Consider the following 18,216-nt stretch of genomic DNA (forward strand, 5'->3'; position numbering starts at 1 on the left):
GAGAGGGGAGTTAGAGCGGCGCGTTCGCGACAGCGTTGCGGAGCAATAACGACGTAACGAATCGTTTCATTGCTATTTGCAATGACTATAACTGTTTGAAATGTCCATAGACTTGACGTCCCGGCTGCCGCGCCATTCTCAAAACACTGCAGATGTTGTCCTGCGGGAGACACTCAAGTTGCCCGCGGGCTATGGGGCTTAGGGCCTGTCATGCTCAAGTGCGGAGCTGATCAGCTTTTCCGGGGTGGAGGGGGAAAGCTGGAGCGACGACCAGGCCACACCTGCTCGGTGGGCCACCACCACACCAACGGCCTCCAGATAGGAAGCTACCGATACACAAGGGATCCCCAACTGGCGGGGGTGCACCTGCATCACGGTGGTGTTTTCCTCGACGGCAATAAACAGCGGCGGGCGGGGACGGCTGGCCAGGTGCAGCAATCCAGGCCCGCCAAAGGCGGTGGCCGGGGCGATGACGCTATCTACCTGCTCTGCCGTCAGGTCGCCCGGCTGGGGAGTTTTGACGAATTGGGGAGCGTAGCTAAGGCCCACCAAAACCGAGGGCAAAAAGGTAAACCCCACCTCTTCGGCGGCAGCGCGGGGGTGAACCGGCTTAGGGTCTGGATCGGGGTAGAAGGCGGGGGCGTGGGCACAAGGGATCCCCAGCTCTCGCACCACCAGGTGGCTGAGGATGGCCTCTGCCCCAGCCAAGGGATCCACCCCCCTCCCCTGCTGGTACTGGCTGAAGTCGAGCTGGTCGGGGAAGCGGGCCACCACGGCAATGGCCTCTGCTCCCAGGCGGATCAGCTCTTGGGCAGTCTCCAACAGAGCATCAGGCTGGGCCAGGGATCCCTGGCTGGCCCCGGAAGGGGAGGAGCAGACGGAAACACCCAGGGGTCGGCCGGTCAAGCGCCAGGGGCCGATGTTAAGCCCTAAGGTGGCCTGGGCAGCCTGCAGCACGTGCAGGTGGCGCTGTTGCAGATCTTCCGGAATGCCGGCATCCAGCACTACCCCGACGCGGTTTTGGCGCACCGGCCTCAAGTTCCACACCCCGGCACAAAATCGATCCAGGCCGTACCCTTCGACGTAGAACACATTCCCCATCGGCCAATACAAACTGGCCCCGTTTAAGACATTGGGGTGAGTGATGACCCGCTCCGCTGCCGCGGCCAAGACGCGGGCAATGGGCAGGGCATCCCCGGCAAAGCCACCTATGCGGGCACCGATGCCGGTGGGGACAAGCAGCAGCGTGGTGTAGGAATGTGGGGACATTGCTTGCGGATCCCGTCCCGCCGATGCGAACGGATTTGATGTGGATTCAGAACGCTTGCAACAAAAGCTGTTGCGCCAGCGCCTCGGCCCGACGCACACAATCTCCCAACGCCACGCCATCCAGGTAGTTGGCGCACACCCACACACCTGGGGTTTGGGACGCCAGGTAAGCTTGCAACTGGGCCATCCGCTGCCGATGGCCAAGCGTGTATTGTGGGATAGCCCGGGGCCACAGGCGCTCTCCCAGGCGGATGGGCTCGACAGGTCGGGTGAGCAGGATCTGGCTCAGCTCTGCGTGCACAATCTGCGCTCGCTCTTCAGGGGAAAGTGCTGCCATGAGCGGGTCGGTGGCCCCGCCGATGAAGCTGAGGAAGCAGTGATAGCCCTGGGGAGACCGCTCTGGGAAAAGGCAGGAGGCCCAGATGGTGCCCAGGGTGCGCAAACCCTGGGAGCGCGGGATCAAATGGCCAAACCCCCGCAACGGCTGCGGCAGAGCCTCTTGGGGATAGGCCAAAGCCACCACCGCCACCGGCGGATAGGGGATCCCGGCCAAGAGCCGGCTGGCTGGGGGGTTGAGCTCCTGCAACAGCGAGGCAGCTTCAGGCGCGGGAAGAGCCAGCACCACCTGCCGGGCAACCACCCAGCGGGATCCCTCGGCGGTCTTAAAGCCCACCCAATAGCCCATCTCATCCCGCTTGAGCTGCACAGCCCGCCAGCCCAGCCGCAGGCTGTCCCCCAGCTTTTGGGCTATCGCTTCCGGCAACTGCTGCAGCCCTTGGCGCAGGTTGCCCAGTTGGCCACGTTGGGGTGGGGGCTGGATGGCCACAGGAGAGGGCTGGGGTCTGTGGCGCAAAGCCTGCAGCGCGCCGGCAAAAAGGCTGCCGTAGCGCTCTTCCAAGCCGGCCACGCGGGGAAAGGCGGCCAAGGCGCTGAGCTGATCCGGATCCCCCGCATACACCCCTGAGGTGAAAGGTTCCACCAAGCGTTCTGCCACCTCGGATCCCAGTTGTCGCCGGAAGAATTGCCGCACCGTTTCCTCGCGCCCTGGCGGCGGCGGGACAAACCCCAACAACCCCTGCAAAGCCCGCAGCTTGCCGCCCACGCTCAACAGCCGCGAGCCAATGGCTGCAGAAGGGCTGAGGGGCACCGGCAGCAGCTCTTTCTCCCAGTAGATGTAGCGGGGCAACTTGGCATCCGCCAGCACCAGTTGCTCGGCCAGGCCCACCTCGGCAATGAGGTTGAGCAGAGGGGGGACGGGGGTAAAGCTGTTGGGGCCTTCTTCCCAGCGGTAGCCGTTTTTGGATTGGGTGGAGATGCAGCCGCCGACACGAGGGCTGGCCTCGGCCAAGAGCACCGGCTGAGCGGAGCGGCCCTGCCGCAGGCGTAGCGCCAGGGTCAGGCCGCTGATGCCCGCTCCAATGACCACCACCTCAGCCCGTTCCCACAAGTGGGTCAGAGGCTCAGTTGAGGGATTGACTGCCGCTTCCAAGCTGTCCATCATCGCGGTTCCTATGGGTTTCCTGAAAGCAATCAACGCAGCACGCGAAACAGGCTGGGGATCGCGGCCACCTGGGGAAGCTGTTGGATCTCGGCCAGCGCCTGCCGACAATCGGCCTCGCGGACGGTGTGGGTGAGGATGACGATCTCCGCCTGCTCCTGGTGGCACTCTTTTTGGGTAATGCTCTCCAGGCTAACCCGGTGGCGGCCAAAGCAGGTGCCGATCGCCCCCATCACCCCCGGCTGATCCTGGGCCAACACCCGCACGTAAAACTCCGACTCCAATTCCGCCAGCGGGAGCAAAGCGGCAGCCCTGCCGAAGAACCCCCATAGAGGATTGGGCAGATAGGCCCCGGTTTGCAGGTGGGCCCGGAGGGTGAGCAAATCCCCAACCACGGCGCTGGCGGTCGGCCCCTGTCCCGCCCCTGGGCCGGCGAGCACCACCTGCCCCAGGGGATCCCCCTGCACCCAGACGGCGTTGTCCACGCCGTGGACGTTGGCCAGCGGGTGGGTAACCGGCAGCAGAGTAGGGTGGACGCGCACATCCAAGGCCGTCTCAGATCCCTGGGCGGCGGCCCTTTGGGCGATGGCCAGGAGCTTGAAGGTGTAGCCCCACTCGCGGGCATAGCGGATGTCGGTGGAGCTGATGTTGCGGATCCCTTCGCAGGGGATGGCTTCCCGCGGCACCGCCACCCCAAAGGCGAGGCCGGCCAGAATGGCGATTTTGTCGGCGGCATCCCACCCTTCCACATCGGCGCTGGGATCCGCTTCCGCGTAGCCGCGGGCCTGGGCCTGGGCCAGCGCCTCGGCAAAGGAGCTGCCCTGCTGGGCCATCTGGCTGAGGATGAAATTGGTGGTGCCGTTGACGATGCCCCAGACCGCCTGGATGCGGCTGGCCCGCAGGGAGTGTTGCAAAGCCTGCACAATGGGGATCCCGCCGCCCACCGCCGCTTCCAGCAGCACCGCCACCCCGGCCTGGGCGGCAGCTTGAAAGATCTCTTCCCCATGGCGGGCAATCACCGCTTTGTTGGCCGTGATCACCGGCTTGCCGTGGTCAATGGCCTTCAGGATCAGGCTGCGGGCCGGCTCCAGGCCCCCCATCAGCTCGATCACCGCATCGATTTCCGGATCCGAGACGATCTGCTCCAGATTGGTGGTCAAGCGCTCAGGTGGGATCCGCACTTGCCGCGGCTTATCCAGGGAGCGCACCCCCACTGCCGCAATCTCGACCGCCTGTAGGAGAGGGTGCTGCGGTTGCTGCAGCATTTGCACAACACCCGTGCCGACCGTGCCCAGCCCCAATAGCCCAACTCGATAGACCACAACCGCTCCTCTTGCCTGCTGCCGACCTTGAACCAGAAAACTCCCCTCACCACTACTACGATAAACGGTGCCGATCACCCAGGAGTCGGAGTCTAGCATCTGTCCCCTATGGCACCCACAAAGTGATAGGGGGGCAAAGGGGGGCTCCAGTCCAGTTGCCAATCGGGGTGCTGCGCCAGCCAGGTTTGGGTAAGCTGGGCCGCCGTTTCCCGTTCGGCAGGGGTGAGCAAAATGTAAAGCCGCAAGCGTTCGCCCGGCTGGGGATCCCCCTTTTGCACAGGCCAAGTAGAGGGCCAAAGTTGCTGCAGGGCCGCCAGCTCCTGCTCTTGCTGCGCTTGGGCTTGCTGTTGCTGCAAATAGGCTTGCTTGCGGGCCAACAGATAGGCCGTCCCGCTCAGAGATGGCTGCGGCTCCGGCTGGGGCTGAGGCCGAATCCTTCCCTTCAGACAGTACTCGGCCCTTCCCCCAATGGCCGCGAGGACCTGTTCGTACTCTGCCTGCCGCGCCAGCAGATGGGATCCCAGCTTTTCTGCCGAGAGAAAGCAGGTGCCAAAGCGCAGGGGCAGCAGCGGCATCTGGGCAAACAGCCGGCAGAGCACCTGATCGTGGCGCAGGGCAGAACGCACCAGCACCTCATCCGAAGCTTGCAACGCCTCTGGATCCCGCATCGGCTCCACAGCGGCGGCAATTCGGCTCCCCACCGGGGCAAACACCTGTACCGGCTGATGGATCCCCTCGGTTTGCCGGATGAAGGACAAAAGCTGCGGATCCGGCTGCGGGAAGAAGGCATAGGTGTAGAGAGGGCTGACAACGCTCTGCCCCTTGCCCTGCACTTGGGGTTCCGGCTGGGCTGAGAAGGTCATGGGCTGAGGATGAAGGAAGATAGTCTTTCCTTCCCAGTCTACGCAACCTGGATCAGGCTGCAGAGCGTTCACGGTCGGCCCGGAGATAAGGTAAACTAGCTGCGCACCGGTTCTGCACAGGGCTGTGGTGTTTGGGGCCGCAGCAGGGCCTGGGTTTCAGGCGGGCTCTCCACCCCAGTGCTCCCAGCAGGTGAGGCCATGACCAGCCGCCCAGACTTCAAACCCTTTGAAAAGGAAGAGACCGAACGACTGCGGGATCTGCTTCCCGCCTCCTTCCGACCCTTGGTCAGCGTCGTGCCCAACTTCGGGGGTGAAGCCCTGCTGGTCTCCCGCCGCAAGGCCCCTTGGCAGCCCCAGGGCACGATCGCCATCGATTTTCGCCGTTGGCAACAGATCCCACGTCCCCAGCGGGATCTGTTGTTTCTGCGCGAGGTGGGTTGGCTGGGCAATCGCAACTGGCTGCAGCCGGGATTTTACCAGTCGCTGGCTTTGCTGGGAGGCATCACCACTGTGGCGGAGCTCTCTTTGCAGCACCCTTTTTCCGCTCTCTTGGCGGGTGGCATCACAGCCCTCTCGATTCAGCAGATCTGGCAAAACCTGAACCGGGAGAGCGCCCATTTCGATGCCGATGAATTTGCCCTGCGCCGCGCCCAGTTTCGCGGCTACAGCCGCCAAGAGGCGGCTCAACACCTGGCGGATGCTCTGGAACAGGTTCTCAAGTTGGATCCCAGCGATATCCTGACGGCGCTGCGGCTACAACGGCTGAGAACCATTGCCCGCAACCTTGCCCCCTCAGGCGGAAACTCCTGAGACCAGTTGCACTTGAGTGATGGCCACCCGACCGGAGAAGCAGATGTCGGTATCGGCTTGGGGATCGCGGGCGCGATCCGCATAGCGGCCCTGATAGCGAAACCACAATGACTCTACCCCATTGTCTTCTGCCTCCACGGCGTAATCGAGGGGCAGAGGTTGGGTACAGAGGGGACAGTAAACCCGCTCCGGCAGAGGGGATCCAGGTGGCAGGTGGGGCAAGTTGACATTCCAAAACGCTCCGCTGGGCAGGGGTTGTTCCATCAGCTCCGCCAAAATGGCACAGGTCCAGCGCCGCGCCTGTTCCCAGTCGATGGGTTTGCCCCCTGCTCGGTATTGGGAAATGGCGATCCCCGGGATCCCACGCAGCGCCGCTTCCCGCACCGCTGCCACCGTGCCGGACAAGTACACATCCGTTCCCAGGTTTCCCCCCTCGTTAATGCCGGAAAGCACCCAATCTACGGATGGAGCCAGTTTGAATAGGGCCACCCGCACACAGTCGGCAGGGGATCCCTCAACGGCAAAGGTGCGCTCGCCGCGGGCAGAGGCCCGAAACGGTCGTCGCGTCGTCACCTGGTGGCTGCAGCCGGAAAGCTCCTGGTGGGGGGCCACAATCCAACAGTGTTCTTCTGCAACAAGGGAGCCGAGGGCCAGCTTGAGCTGGGCCAGCCCCGCCGCCTCGATGCCGTCATCGTTGGTCAGCAATACCTTCATCCGGATTTCCTCTGCCGGCAACTTCTTGGGTTAATCTAATCGCAAGTCTCCAGCGCAAATCTGGAGATCTGGGGTGCAAAAGCAGCAGGGATCCCGTTCTTCTTTTACCCTATCTTTGGGGGTCAGCCTTCCCCTTGCCGCATCCATCAACCCATCATAAGGAACTGACACCGGAGGACTGCGATGACCACACGGGTAGCCATCAACGGATTTGGTCGCATTGGGCGGGCTTTCTTGCGGGTGCTGCTGTCTCAGCCGGAAAGGACTCCGTCCCCCGACCGGGAGCTGGAGGTGGTAGCCGTCAACGATCTGACCGAGCCGGAAAACCTGGCCTATCTGCTTCAGTTCGACTCGGCCTATGGGCGCCTGCCCCAGACCGTCAGCGCCGTGGATGGCCACTTGCAAATCGGCAGCCACAAAGTCCGGGTTTTGGCAGAACGGGATCCGGCCCAACTGCCTTGGAAGGATCTGGGGGTTGACCTGGTGGTGGAATCCACCGGCTTATTCACCAAACGAGATGGGGCCGCCAAACACCTGGAGGCCGGCGCCAAAAAAGTGATCATCTCTGCTCCCGCCAAAGGCCCCGACCTGACGGTGGTGATGGGGGTCAACGACGACCAGTACGACCCGCAGCGGCACCACATCGTCTCCAACGCCTCCTGTACCACCAACTGTCTGGCGCCGTTGGCTAAGGTCTTGCTGGATCGCTTTGGCATCGAGACAGGCTTTCTCACCACCTGCCACGCCTATACCGCCACCCAGGCCATCGTGGATCGCCCGGATCCCAAGGACTACCGGCGGGGCCGCTCGGCGGCGGTGTCGATTGTGCCTTCCACAACCGGGGCGGCCACGGCAGTTGCCGAGGTTTTGCCTGCCCTGAGAGGAAAGATGGACGGGCTGGCGCTGCGGGTGCCCACCCTGACCGGCTCGATCGTGGACTTTGTGGTGCGCACCGAGCAGCCCATCACCAAAGAAGCAGTCAATCAAGCGTTTGTCGAGGCGGCAGAAGGCCCGATGCGCGGCATCCTGGCCATTGCCCCACCGCAGATCGTATCGGCGGATATCGTTGGGGATCCTCACTCCTCGATTGTGGACTTGGAATCCACCCTGACCCTGGGAGATCGCACGGTGAAGGTGCTCTCCTGGTACGACAACGAGTACGGCTATGCCGCGCGGCTGGTGGACCTGGCCGCCAAAATCGGGGCTGCGCTGTAGGCGGCCATCAGTGGTTTGTTACGTCCATCCCTAACTCCTCAGGTGGGCCGAGCCACAGCAAGAGCACCATCGCCGGAGCGGCTGTCATCGCTGTAATCAAATAGAACAGCGGCCAATTGACCGCAGCCGCCAAATAGCCCGACATGGCCCCGGCCAAGGTTCCTCCCACGGCAAACACGCTGGTGAGCAGAGCGTACTGGGTGGCGCTAAATTGCCGATCGCAGAGGCTCATCAAAAAAGCCAGGAAAGCAGCCGTGCCCATGCCCCCGGCCATGTTGTCGAAAAGGGTTGCCCCCACCAGCAGCGGATAGTTTTGCCCCACCAACCCAATGGCTCCCAGGCCCAAATTGCCGATCCCCTGCAGGGCCGCGAAGATGAACAGACAGCGGTAGGTGCCGGCGCGGCTGACCCACTCTCCCCCCACAAAAGCCCCCACCAAGGTGGCCAACAAGCCTATCCAACTGCGGATGATGCCCAGATCGCTGGTGCTGAACCCCGTCTGCAACAAAAACGTGGGGGTCATTTGCCCCGCCAAGCTATCCGGCAACTTGAAGCAGACCACGAACAGCAGGATCGCCCAGGCCAAGCGGTGCCGCCAAAAAGATTGAAACGGCTCGATAATGGCCGCCCGCAGCGAGGTAGGTTTGAGGGCACTGTTTTCCGGCTCGGGGGCCAAAAATGAGGTAACCACCCCGATCGACATCAGCAGCGCCATGATCCCGTACACCTGCCACCAGGGCAAGTAGTCCGCCAAGATCAAACTCACACCACTGCTGACCAGCAGCGCGATGCGATAGCCAAATACGAAAATGGCTACCCCTGCCCCCATCTCCCGCTCTGCCAAAATGTCGGTGCGGTAGGCGTCCACCGCGATGTCCTGAGAGGCGCTCAAAAAAGCCACCAGGAACCCCACCAGAAAGATCGGGCGGGTGAAAACCGTGATGCCCGGCCAAGTCTGGGCCAGCTCCTCCCAGCCCAAGGTTTCTAGCCAGGTTTGGGTGGGATCTTGAAAACCCAGCAGCCCGATGCTGAGCAGCAACAGCACCTGGGTCAGGGCCATCCACCCCCGCCGCCGACTGCCCCGCAGGGATCCCGGTGCCGGCAACAGAAACCGATCCAGAATAGGCGACCAGAGAAACTTGAACGAGTAGGGCAAATTGAGCAGGTTAAACAAGCCGATGGCAATGGTGGTCAAGCCCGCTTGGGTCAGCCAGGCATTGAGGGTGGAGTTGATCAACAGCAGCGGCAAACCCGACGAAAACCCCAGCAGCAGCAAAGTGCCCATCTTGGGGCTGCCGTAGATACCCAACATCCGCCTCAGGACGCTTGTCTCCACCTCCATCCTGGCCAGCCCTCCCATTTCTTCTCAGGGATCCCTGAATTGCCGGTTACTCTAGCAGGTGCCCTGGCCGGCGGCGATCGCTGCTGCTGGGCAGAAGCTCCCTCCCGTTGCCGTAGCAGGAGGGAGTCCTTCTCGGGAAAACCTACAGGCTACTGCGAATCACAAACGAGTAGTTGCTGCCGGGTTCCAGCAGATAGTCCGATTTTTCCAGAAAACGGCTCAAGGGCTCACAAATCAAAGCCCGCCCCACAGAAGGTTCCACCTTCAGCTCCCCGGCCCGAAAGCACCAGCAGAAGCGCCAAACCCAACCGTTGGCGTTGACTTCCCCTTCGATGGCACCCTCCTGCCAAGAGCGGCGGGTAATCTGCACATGGGCAGTGGTTTGAGGCAGTCGGCTCATCCGGCATCTCCGACGGGATCCCTTGTAGGGTAGCGCGTGACCCTCCCGCTGCCACCAGCAGGTCGAACTTGGGCCATGAGGCATCCGGAGCTCCACGCCATTCAAAGTCTCCCAACTGCCTGCTGTGGGGAAAAGCAGCCAGCAACTAGCGGGCGGCAGTTGCAAGAGCCTTCGAGGATTTTTTCTCCGGCTTCTCAGCCGCAACTTCCGCTAGCAAAGCCCGCAGGCTGGGAAAAAGGAAGTGGTTCTCCTCGACATATTGCGCACCAAATAACCCCTTCTCCGCCCAAAAAAACCGATCAATCGTATGTTCATTGCGCCGTACCAAAATCAGCGCAGGCGGCTGAATAGAATTTTCCTGAATATATCTGCGAGCAGCAGTTACAGACTTCTCCTCACCACTGTCCAAATTAAATTGAGGGATATGATCTAAAATCTTGCGCCCTTCCAGACGACGGCGGCTCTTACGCTTTCTTCTCCTAACCAATGTAAGCCTCCTGTAGAGGGATCACCGAACAACCGCAAAGGGAATATATCAGCACTGCTTAAGAAAATCAATAACTTTTACCCATTTTTGTTATTCTTCTTTACAAGAACAATAAACCATAAACCAGCAACTTCCTTTTGCTCGGCGGGAGGGCAACTCGAACACCAGCCCCAAACTCCCGTGGGGAAGCGTCCTCTGAGTGAAAATCCCCAAAAACTGCCTGCGAAGAGAGCTGACAAGTTGAGTGGTTGCTAGGCTCAATCTTGAAGCGAATCCACTGCCTCTGGCAACTGTAGAGAAAATCAGCTGCCAACGCAGGAGACTCTCATCAAATCTGAGCTCCAGCTTAACATTAGCAGAAACGGTGCTCAACAGAATATATACCTAAACTCAGTTTCAAATCAACCTCTTTTGGGTTGAAGTGCTGAGTCAGTTGCCGACTTTGCCAGTTTGGAACTGCTCGACCGAGAAGAGGAAGGGTCTGCTCTCGGGCAGTGTACTAAGACTGTACAGCTAACTTCTTGTTTCTACAAGAGATCCACAGCAGATCCATATAGCCCTTTCGCGGGTCTGTCCTGAGTGCCCAGCCAAGGGGTGAGAGGTTCTGGTACCGTAGGGATTGGATCCCGATCCAAGTGACCGGCAAAGAAGCTTGATGAGTTTGCTGGGTTTCCAGGACTGCGCTGAAGCGATCAGACGGAACACAGGCATCTTGCTAGCCTAGCTTTAGCTGCACCTCAAAGGCTCGGGTAAACCTCGTCTAGGTCTAGGGAGTTTTGGGCATGATGAAATTCGCATTGCTGGTGGGTCTGGGACTCAGCTTGGGATCCCTGCCGGTTTGGGCACAGGGAGCAACCCCGCTGCCCAGTTCTGCTGCGACTGCTTCTCCGACTGAGGCCCCCACAACTCCCAGCCCTCTGGCATCTCCGACTCTGACCCCAGAGCAAGTCACCGATGCTCAGGTGGAACAGTTGGTGCGGATTTTGTTGGAGTTGGATCCCCTGATTCGAGAAGCCAGCGCCCAACTGCGGGAAACCCAGAACGAAGAGGAATATGAGCAAATTATGCAGCGCACGGAAACCCAAGCCAGCCGCATTGTCGAGCAGCAAGGGCTGACGGTGCTGCAATACCGCGAATTGATGACCTTGGCGAACGAAAATCCTGTCCTCAACCAGCGGGTTCGCGTGCGCTTGCAAGAAGTTTTGCAAGAATCCAAGCCGGCCACCCCAACACCTACACCCTAGGCTGAGCCGGCTTGTTTTGGTCAGGCGCAGAGAGAACCAGAGGCAGCCGCAAGGTAAAGTAGGTGCGATTTGCCTCGCTGCTGAGGTGAATGCTTCCTTGCAGCAGGCTCACCTGCTGTAGCACAAGGGCCAGCCCCAGCCCCGTCCCCCCTTGCCGCCAGGGATCTGCGCTGGGCACCCGATAGAACTTCTCAAAGACTCGCTTTTGTTCTTCTGGGGGAATGGTGACGCCGGTGTTGAGGATCTGGATTTCTAGGTGATCGGAATGGTTGGTGACCTGTAGGCTGATCTGGTGCTCGGCAGGGGTAAATTTACAAGCATTGCTCAGCAATTCGGCCAGCACCGACTTGAGCACCTCCGGCAGGGTAGAAATGGCGGGCAGTTCGGGAGGGATCCCAAGGCTGAAGTGCTGATGGCGGCGGTAGGCATCTTGAGCGAAGGGCTCCGCAATTTGGGGCAACCACTTTTGCAACGCCAACCAGCAGGGCTGCTGTGAGCCGTTCGCGTTAGCAGGACGGAGTCCTTTGAGCACCTCCAACCGCTGCAGTTCCAGCAGATCCTCGACCAGTTTGATCTCCCGCTCACATTCGTTGTCCAACACTTTCAAGTACTGAGAGATCTTGGCCGGATCCGGGGATTTGGCAGTGCCCCGGTCAGGCAGCAGGACAGCGCTGAGCAGGCGGATGGCCATTTTCATGTTGGCAAGAGGGGTGCGCAGCTCGTGGGACACCGTGCTGAGGAAATCATCTTTTAGGTGATCCAGCCGCTGCAATTCCTGCACCTGCCGATCCAGTTGGGCAGTGCGGTCTTGTACCTTTTCTTCCAGGGTGCGGTTGAGCTCCTGGATCTGTTGGAACAGTTCCGCCTGCTGAATGGCGATGGAGAGGTGATCGGCCAAGGCCAAGATCAGATCCTGACTGCTGGCTAACCAGCCGGGGCGCGTTGTTTTCAGTTGCAGACACAAGCTGCCCCACAGGGTGAGGTGGGCCGGGCCAAATGCGGGGCTTTCGCCGCCGTAGAGGGGTACCAACAGCCAACTGCCGGGATAGGCTTTGGCCATGGAAGCAATGTAGGCCCAACCTTCAGCCTGGTCGGCTGCTTCCAGCAACACTACCTTCCCTTGCTTCAACTGTTGGGCAATGGGGCTTTCGGCATCGGGAATGAGACAGCCCAAATAGTGATTCGGCTGAGTGGAGTACTCGGAGATGATGCGCCAATGCTGTTGCTGAGGCCGATAGATGCTGATGCTCACCCGATCCGCCTCCAGCAGATGACAAATCTCACGGGTGGCCACAGCGAAGATCTGATCCAACTGCAAAGCAGCGCGAATGGCCCGCACAACCCGGTTCAGAGCTTGTTCGCGGGCCGCCTGTTGGCGCAGGTTTACCAGTGTCTGACGGCCTTTGAGCAGGTAGCGGATGCGCTGACGCATCACGGGCCAGTAAACGGGTTTGGTCACGTAGTCGCTGGCTCCGGCAGCAAAGGCTTTGTCGATGGAATCTTGATCCTCGAGTGAGGTGATCATCAAGCAGGGCAGATCCGCATCCAAAGCCCGTAGTTGGCGGCAACACTCAAACCCGTCTAAGCCGGGCATGAGGGCATCCAGGAGAGCTATCTGGGGTTGAGTTTGAGCAAAAAGCTGCAAGGCTTGCTCACCGTCTTCGGCCTCCGCCACCCAATAGCCCTCATGGCTCAACAAAAGAGCCAAGTACTTTCGTATGAATGGGTCGTCGTCCGCCAACAGTACCGTCGGCGAAACATTTGGCAATGGGCGTTCGGAATTGAGAACAACTGGGGATTGCACAACATTCACTCCACAAAGTTGGCCGCTGGCCTGCGAAGCACTTAGGCTTTTTGCGCACAAACCGATCCCTACCCTGACTTCAGCCTAGTCCATCAAAACCGCCAGGGCAAGCGATCCCTGGGATAGGCCTGTTAAAGAGCTCCAACAGCAGCCCTGGCCGTTCCCCAGTGCTGAGTTGCCGGAGTTACTTGCCATCCAACACCTCTAGGATGGCCTTGGCGGCGCGGGCGAGAACGCCGGGTTCTCCCAGGGCCGCCCGCATCGCGGCATAGTCGGCTTGCAGTTGGGCTTGCTTCCGGGTCAGCAGCTCCAGCGCCAGTTGGGCGATCTGCTCCGGCTGGGCCTGCTCCTGTAACAATTCCGGCACAATGGGGCGCATCAGCACCAAGTTGGGGGGAGACATAAAGGGCACCGACACCTTCAGCCAGTGGCGGGCCAGCCAAAAGGTGAGCGGGTTGAGGCGGTAGATCACCACCTGTGGGATCCCCAAGATGGCCGTCTCCAAGTTCACCGTGCCGGACTTGGCCAGCACCAAGTCAGCCGCTGCCAAAGCAAGGTGATGGGCTTTGTGGGGCGAGAAGAAGGGCAGGGCTTGGGGATCCAAAAGGGTGAGGTTGAGCCCAAGACGGCGGGCAGCCCGGGCAATCGGGGCGGCAAAACGGGGCGAGGCCAAGGGCACCCAAAACTGCGCCTGGGGCAGGTGAGCTTGCAACAACTGAGCTGCCTGGAGCAGAACAGGCAAAACCGAGCGCAGCTCTTGCCGCCGCGAAGCCGGCACCACCACCACCACCGTGGCTTCGGCCGGGATCCCCAACTGGGCTCTGGCTTGAGCACGGCTGGGTACAGCGGCCAGAATATCCAACAGGGGATGGCCCACATACTGCACGTGGGCTCCTGCCGCGGCGTAGTAGCGGGCTTCCTCAGGGAAAATCGCCAGCATCAGCCGCATCTGCTGGGCCAGTTGGTAGGTAAGGCGGCTGTTGGGCGACCAGACCCATTCCTGGGGGGCAATGTAGTACACGGCGGGGATCTGCCGCCGCTGCAGCAGAGGGGCAATGCGGCTGTTGACGCCGATGTAGTCCACCAGCACAGCCACATCCGGCGGGTCTTGGGCCAAAAAGCGGCGAATTTTCCACTCTGTCCAGAGGGCAGGGCCGACGAAGGGGAGAGCTTCCAGGATGCCGATGGAGCTGATCTCGGTGGTGCGGTGCAGCAGCCGGGCTCCGGCAGCAGCCATCTCCTCTCCCCCGACCGCGGTGATGCGCAGGTGCGGGCGTTGGCGCAGCAGCTCGCGAATGAGATGGCCGGCCTGCAGATCCCCTGAGACCTCGCCTGTGCACACAAACAGATGGCTCACCTGCGATCCTTAATCACCCAGCTCTGGCAACTCTTCCCCTCTCCCGCGTAGGGCCGGCAGGGGTCCACGCCGTTGGGGTTGGGAAAGGGAATCTTCCAAAAATTGCAGCAGGTGTTGTAAAGATCCCGTCTCATCCACCCATTCTTTGCCCTGCAGGGAACAGATGCAGCACCCCCCCTCGCTGCGGAGGCTGCTGCGCAGGGTTTGCAGCGCTTTTTCTAGGGGCAAACCAGAACGGTATAGCAGCCGATAGGCTTGCCGCAAGGCCGGCAGGGATCCCTCCATCCCTTTGGCTCGCCGCAACCCCACCAAGTTGAGGCCGCGAATGCGGGCCGGATGCCCTTCCACCAACAGGTAAGGCGGCACGTCGCGGTCCACCCGGCTCATTGCCCCCACCATGGCCAGGCGCCCGATGCGGGTGAACTGGTGGATCCCAACCATACCGCCGATGCGGGCTTGCGACTCGATGTGGATGTGGCCGGCCAAGGAAACAGCATTGGTAATCACCACCTGATTTTCGATGACGCAGTTGTGGGCAACATGGGCGTAGGCCATCAGCAGGTTGTTGTCGCCGATCAGGGTGGCCTCCCCCTCATTGGTGGCCCGGTTGATGGTGACGAACTCGCGGATGCGGTTGCCTCTGCCGATCACCACCTGAGAGGGCGCGCCGCTGTACTTCAGATCCTGCGGCTCCGTGCCCAGCACCGCTCCCGGAAAAATCTGGTTGTCCTCGCCAATGTCTGTCCAGCCATCGATCACCACGTGGGCCCCCACCACCGTGTTGGCACCAATGCGCACATGTTCGCCAATAACTGCATAGGGGCCAACCTGAACCGTCTCGTGCAACTCAGCTTTCGGATGGATCACCGCCGTGGGGTGGATGCGTGAGCGGTGCGGCGCACTTGCAGAAACGTTGGGAGTGGATCCCGCTGAAGCCAACGAACTCATGTCCAACCTAGCCAGCAACTGTGGTTACGCTCCCAACCCTGCGAATGATGATTGAGGTTCGGGGGAGATCAGACACTGCCACCTCAACCTTGCGCAGCAACATGTTTACCCGATCTGGACGGGAATGAGCCATCTCCCTATCTCAACACTTTAGCAGGGTCTCCTGGCGACAAGTCGCCGCTGCGCCGTTCGCGCTAGCGGGACGGAGTCCTTTGACAGCCGCGCCCAGAGCCTTCCTCGGCTGGCCGCTGTGATCAATCCACCAAGGAGAACATCAGCTCCCCTTCGGTTACCAGTTGCCCTCCTACCTGAGCGCGGCAAAACATTTTGCCGATGCGTTTTTGCCGGATGGTGAGCAAATCGGCAGAAAGCAGCAGTTGATCCCCCGGCAACACCGGACGGCGAAAGCGAACGCCATCGATGCCGGCAAAGAGGGCCAAGCGCCCGGCCACATCGGGCAACTTGGTCAACACGATCCCCCCCAGCTGCGCCATGGCCTCGACGATGAGAACGCCGGGCATGATCGGTCGGTTGGGGAAATGCCCCTGGAAAAAGGGCTCGTTGAAGGTGACGTTCTTCAGGCCCACCGCCCGTTGCCCAGGTTGGTACTCCACCACGCGATCCACGAGCAAAAAAGGATAGCGGTGGGGCAGGATCTCTAGGATTTGCTCCGTTGTGAAGACGGGGGGAGCGGTTGCCAACTGAGCGGCTGCTTCAGCCGAGAGGAGAGGAGGAGGAGAGACATCAGAAGACATGGTAACCCACAGAACCGGAAGACAAACCTTAAAACCCGCATGGGAGAGCCTTGAAGCAGAAGCAAGGCCGCACAGAGAAATTGCAGCAGGCCCAAGAACTTTTCACCCATCCCAGAAGCCGGGCTCCCTCTCAAAACGAAGAGCGAGATTCCACCCCACCCAGGCAAAGGGGATCCCTTGGTTGCTCTTGAGCTGGCTCCACCTGCAGGGATCCACTCTGGAGCAACTGCTCAGCCAAACGGTGGTGCAGGGCGTGGCCCGCCTTGTAGGCCACAATGTGCCCCTGCAAGCGGCAGCCCAACAAGCTGAGATCTCCTAGTAAATCTATCAGCTTATGGCGCACCGGCTCATCTGGGAAGCGCAACGGCCCCAACCACTCGGTTTGGCTGCAAACGATAGCATTTTCCAGGCTGCCCCCCTGGATCAGCCCCTGTTGGCGGGCCCGCTCTACGTCCTGTTGGCGGGCAAAGGTGCGGGCCGGCGCGATGGACTGGACAAAATCCGCCCTGTTCTCCCGCCAGCTCAGCCACTGTTGGCCAATGGGGCAATCGGCAAAATCGATGCCATAGGTAAAGCGAGTGACGGGGTGGGGCAAGGCGCTGACAAAGGCTTCCCCTGCCCAGACGGTAACCGGCTCCCGGATCACCCCCTGTTGTGCCGGCTGGTCTTGGGCCAGGATCCCGGCCTGGGCGATGGCCTGCACAAAAGGTAAGGCAGAGCCGTCCAAGAGCGGCAGCTCCGGCCCCGCCACTTCGATGCGGCAGTTGTCGATGCCCAAGATGTAGAGGGCGGCCAAGAGGTGCTCCACCGTCTGCACCTGAGCAAATCCCTGCTGCAGCAAGGTGCAGAGAGGGGCAGGAGCCAGGGATCCCAAGCGGGCCGGGATCTCAGGGGATCCCGGTTGATCCACCCGCACAAAGACCCGACCGCTGCCGGCAGGGGCCGGATGCAGGCTACAGCGCACGGGCAGACCGGTGTGCAGGCCCACCCCTTCCAGGGCAATGGAGCTGGCCAAGGTGTGCTGTTGGTCTCTCATAACTGCTCCCCGCTCCTATGGCAGACGCTCTTGGCCCTGGTCGAAAACGCGGTAGTACAGCTCCCGGTAGCCCACCCGCAGGCTGCTGCTGGCATCCGCCAATTTGGCTTTGCGACTACCGTAGCTGCTGAACACCTCGTAGGTATCTCCCTCAAAGAAAAAGGAGGAAACATCAGAAACCTCTTCGCCGCCCAGCAACTGCCAGCGTCCCTCCCGAAACCGCAGCCGGTAGTGGGCCCTGTCCAAGCTGCCGGAGGGGCGGTCGAGGGTGGCGTCGATGCGGCCCTCGTACTCTGGCGACTCGGCTCCTGCCACAGGCCGCACTTCTACCGAGATATCGCGGTAACGGCAGTTAGGACGGCTACACAGGCGGATCGAGCGCATCGCCGCGGCAATTGCTTCCAGCCGTTGTCGCGCTTCTACCAGAGACTGAGAGGATGGAGCCACCTGCGCCGGCTCTGCTGCCGTGGAGAGCAACGAATGGGCAGCCAACGCCGGGGATCCCCAGCAGCATCCCACCAACACCAGACAAATCAAGCTCAGCCAACAGCGGTAGGCGGATCCCATCGGCACAATCTTTATGACAAGATCTAACTCCTCTACTTTAGGGGATCCCTATCTGCGATTCCTTCTGAGCAATGCCGACATCGTCCCACTGGGCTCAAGAGCAATTGGCGCAGGTGCGCATCGTGTTGGTGCAGCCGGCTGGGCCGCGCAACCTCGGCGCCATTGCCCGTGTAATGAAAAACATGGGCCTGCGGCAATGGGTGTTGGTGGATCCCCAATGCGATCCCCTCGATAGGGAAGCGATCACCATGGCCGTGCATGCGGCAGACCTGCTCCATCAAGCCCAGACGGTGCAAACCTTGGCTGAAGCCCTGCAGGGGTGTGTGCAAGTTTTCGGGACAACAGGGCGCAGCCAAGCCTACCCCCCCGAATGGCAAATCCAGTCCCCTCGCCAAGCCTTCCCCGCCTTGCTGGCTGCCGGCCCTGCTGCCCTTGTGTTTGGCCCCGAAGATCGCGGCTTGAGCAACGAGGAGCTGGCCCTCTGCCATCGCCAGATCCAGATCCCCACCGATCCGGTTTACCCGTCTTTAAATCTGGCCCAGGCGGTGGGCATGTGTTGCTACGAGCTGCGCACCCTCATCTGCC

At 61.0% G+C, this 18,216-nt stretch carries 18 protein-coding genes; 4 read left to right on the forward strand and 14 right to left on the reverse strand.

All coding sequences use genetic code 11. The features are described 5' to 3' along the window. Window positions 1-198: 198 nt before the first annotated feature. The 4 genes from NW844_RS07650 to NW844_RS07665 form a co-directional block, all read right to left on the reverse strand. Window positions 199-1,269 carry a DUF3326 domain-containing protein gene (locus tag NW844_RS07650; protein ID WP_414334796.1) on the reverse strand — a complete coding sequence of 357 codons (1,071 nt, stop codon included), beginning with the start codon at window positions 1,267-1,269 and terminating at the stop codon, window positions 199-201. A gap of 46 nt (window positions 1,270-1,315) precedes the next feature. Beyond that, window positions 1,316-2,770 (reverse strand): protoporphyrinogen oxidase, encoded by a 1,455-nt coding sequence (hemG, locus tag NW844_RS07655; protein WP_414334797.1) that lies wholly within the window; start codon window positions 2,768-2,770, stop codon window positions 1,316-1,318. Window positions 2,771-2,799: 29 nt separating this feature from the next. Beyond that, the gene (locus NW844_RS07660; RefSeq protein ID WP_414334813.1) at window positions 2,800-4,089 is read right to left on the reverse strand and encodes a homoserine dehydrogenase; all 1,290 of its coding nucleotides are present in this window, start codon (window positions 4,087-4,089) and stop codon (window positions 2,800-2,802) included. 92 nt (window positions 4,090-4,181) lie between these two features. Then, on the reverse strand, window positions 4,182-4,952 hold the full coding sequence (locus NW844_RS07665) for a GvpL/GvpF family gas vesicle protein (protein WP_414334798.1): 771 nt from the start codon (window positions 4,950-4,952) through the stop codon (window positions 4,182-4,184). 198 nt (window positions 4,953-5,150) lie between these two features. On the opposite strand from NW844_RS07665, the gene NW844_RS07670 reads away from it, so the two are divergent. Next, the gene (locus tag NW844_RS07670; protein WP_414334799.1) at window positions 5,151-5,762 is read left to right on the forward strand and encodes a DUF3318 domain-containing protein; all 612 of its coding nucleotides are present in this window, start codon (window positions 5,151-5,153) and stop codon (window positions 5,760-5,762) included. On the opposite strand, the gene surE is transcribed toward NW844_RS07670, so the two are convergent. After that, window positions 5,745-6,476, reverse strand: a complete 732-nt coding sequence (surE, locus tag NW844_RS07675) for a 5'/3'-nucleotidase SurE (RefSeq protein ID WP_414334800.1) — start codon at window positions 6,474-6,476, stop codon at window positions 5,745-5,747. The two genes, NW844_RS07670 and surE, sit on opposite strands and share 18 nt — an antisense overlap. A 183-nt stretch (window positions 6,477-6,659) precedes the next feature. Here surE and gap point away from each other — a divergent pair, with 183 nt between their 5' ends. After that, entirely contained in the window at window positions 6,660-7,691 is a 1,032-nt protein-coding gene (gene gap, locus NW844_RS07680; RefSeq protein ID WP_414334801.1) for a type I glyceraldehyde-3-phosphate dehydrogenase, read from the forward strand. Between the two features lie 7 nt (window positions 7,692-7,698). Here the strand turns inward: gap and NW844_RS07685 are convergent, their stop codons facing one another. From NW844_RS07685 to NW844_RS07695, 3 genes are all read right to left on the reverse strand, one after another. Further along, window positions 7,699-9,033 carry an AmpG family muropeptide MFS transporter gene (locus NW844_RS07685; RefSeq protein ID WP_414334802.1) on the reverse strand — a complete coding sequence of 445 codons (1,335 nt, stop codon included), beginning with the start codon at window positions 9,031-9,033 and terminating at the stop codon, window positions 7,699-7,701. A gap of 142 nt (window positions 9,034-9,175) precedes the next feature. After that, a complete protein-coding gene (locus NW844_RS07690) occupies window positions 9,176-9,433 on the reverse strand; it encodes a DUF3146 family protein (RefSeq protein ID WP_414334803.1) in 258 nt (85 codons plus the stop codon). Window positions 9,434-9,578: 145 nt separating this feature from the next. Then, the gene (locus NW844_RS07695; RefSeq protein WP_414334804.1) at window positions 9,579-9,920 is read right to left on the reverse strand and encodes a DUF3155 domain-containing protein; all 342 of its coding nucleotides are present in this window, start codon (window positions 9,918-9,920) and stop codon (window positions 9,579-9,581) included. A 782-nt stretch (window positions 9,921-10,702) separates the two neighbouring features. On the opposite strand from NW844_RS07695, the gene NW844_RS07700 reads away from it, so the two are divergent. Beyond that, window positions 10,703-11,164 carry a DUF4168 domain-containing protein gene (locus tag NW844_RS07700; protein WP_414334805.1) on the forward strand — a complete coding sequence of 154 codons (462 nt, stop codon included), beginning with the start codon at window positions 10,703-10,705 and terminating at the stop codon, window positions 11,162-11,164. Here the strand turns inward: NW844_RS07700 and NW844_RS07705 are convergent. The 6 genes from NW844_RS07705 to NW844_RS07730 all read right to left on the reverse strand — a co-directional run bounded on the left by NW844_RS07705 (window position 11,154) and on the right by NW844_RS07730 (window position 17,631). Next, window positions 11,154-12,977, reverse strand: a complete 1,824-nt coding sequence (locus NW844_RS07705) for a response regulator (RefSeq protein ID WP_414334806.1) — start codon at window positions 12,975-12,977, stop codon at window positions 11,154-11,156. The genes NW844_RS07700 and NW844_RS07705 overlap by 11 nt on opposite strands. A gap of 175 nt (window positions 12,978-13,152) precedes the next feature. Continuing rightward, window positions 13,153-14,325, reverse strand: a complete 1,173-nt coding sequence (gene lpxB / locus NW844_RS07710) for a lipid-A-disaccharide synthase (RefSeq protein ID WP_414334807.1) — start codon at window positions 14,323-14,325, stop codon at window positions 13,153-13,155. Between the two features lie 9 nt (window positions 14,326-14,334). Beyond that, window positions 14,335-15,273 (reverse strand): acyl-ACP--UDP-N-acetylglucosamine O-acyltransferase, encoded by a 939-nt coding sequence (lpxA, locus tag NW844_RS07715; RefSeq protein ID WP_414334808.1) that lies wholly within the window; start codon window positions 15,271-15,273, stop codon window positions 14,335-14,337. Window positions 15,274-15,527: 254 nt separating this feature from the next. Next, window positions 15,528-16,028: a 3-hydroxyacyl-ACP dehydratase FabZ gene (gene fabZ, locus NW844_RS07720; RefSeq protein WP_414334809.1), complete on the reverse strand. Its 501-nt coding sequence runs from the start codon at window positions 16,026-16,028 to the stop codon at window positions 15,528-15,530. Window positions 16,029-16,158: 130 nt separating this feature from the next. Then, window positions 16,159-17,064 carry a UDP-3-O-acyl-N-acetylglucosamine deacetylase gene (gene lpxC, locus NW844_RS07725; protein ID WP_414334810.1) on the reverse strand — a complete coding sequence of 302 codons (906 nt, stop codon included), beginning with the start codon at window positions 17,062-17,064 and terminating at the stop codon, window positions 16,159-16,161. 15 nt (window positions 17,065-17,079) lie between these two features. After that, window positions 17,080-17,631, reverse strand: a complete 552-nt coding sequence (locus tag NW844_RS07730; protein WP_414334811.1) for a hypothetical protein — start codon at window positions 17,629-17,631, stop codon at window positions 17,080-17,082. A gap of 71 nt (window positions 17,632-17,702) precedes the next feature. Here NW844_RS07730 and NW844_RS07735 point away from each other — a divergent pair. Next, window positions 17,703-18,216 (forward strand): RNA methyltransferase (locus NW844_RS07735; RefSeq protein ID WP_414334812.1); only part of this gene is annotated, 514 nt, incomplete at its 3' end.

It is taken from the genome of Synechococcus sp. H55.2 (assembly GCF_047462495.1).
Taxonomy (GTDB): Bacteria; Cyanobacteriota; Cyanobacteriia; order Thermostichales; family Thermostichaceae; genus Thermostichus.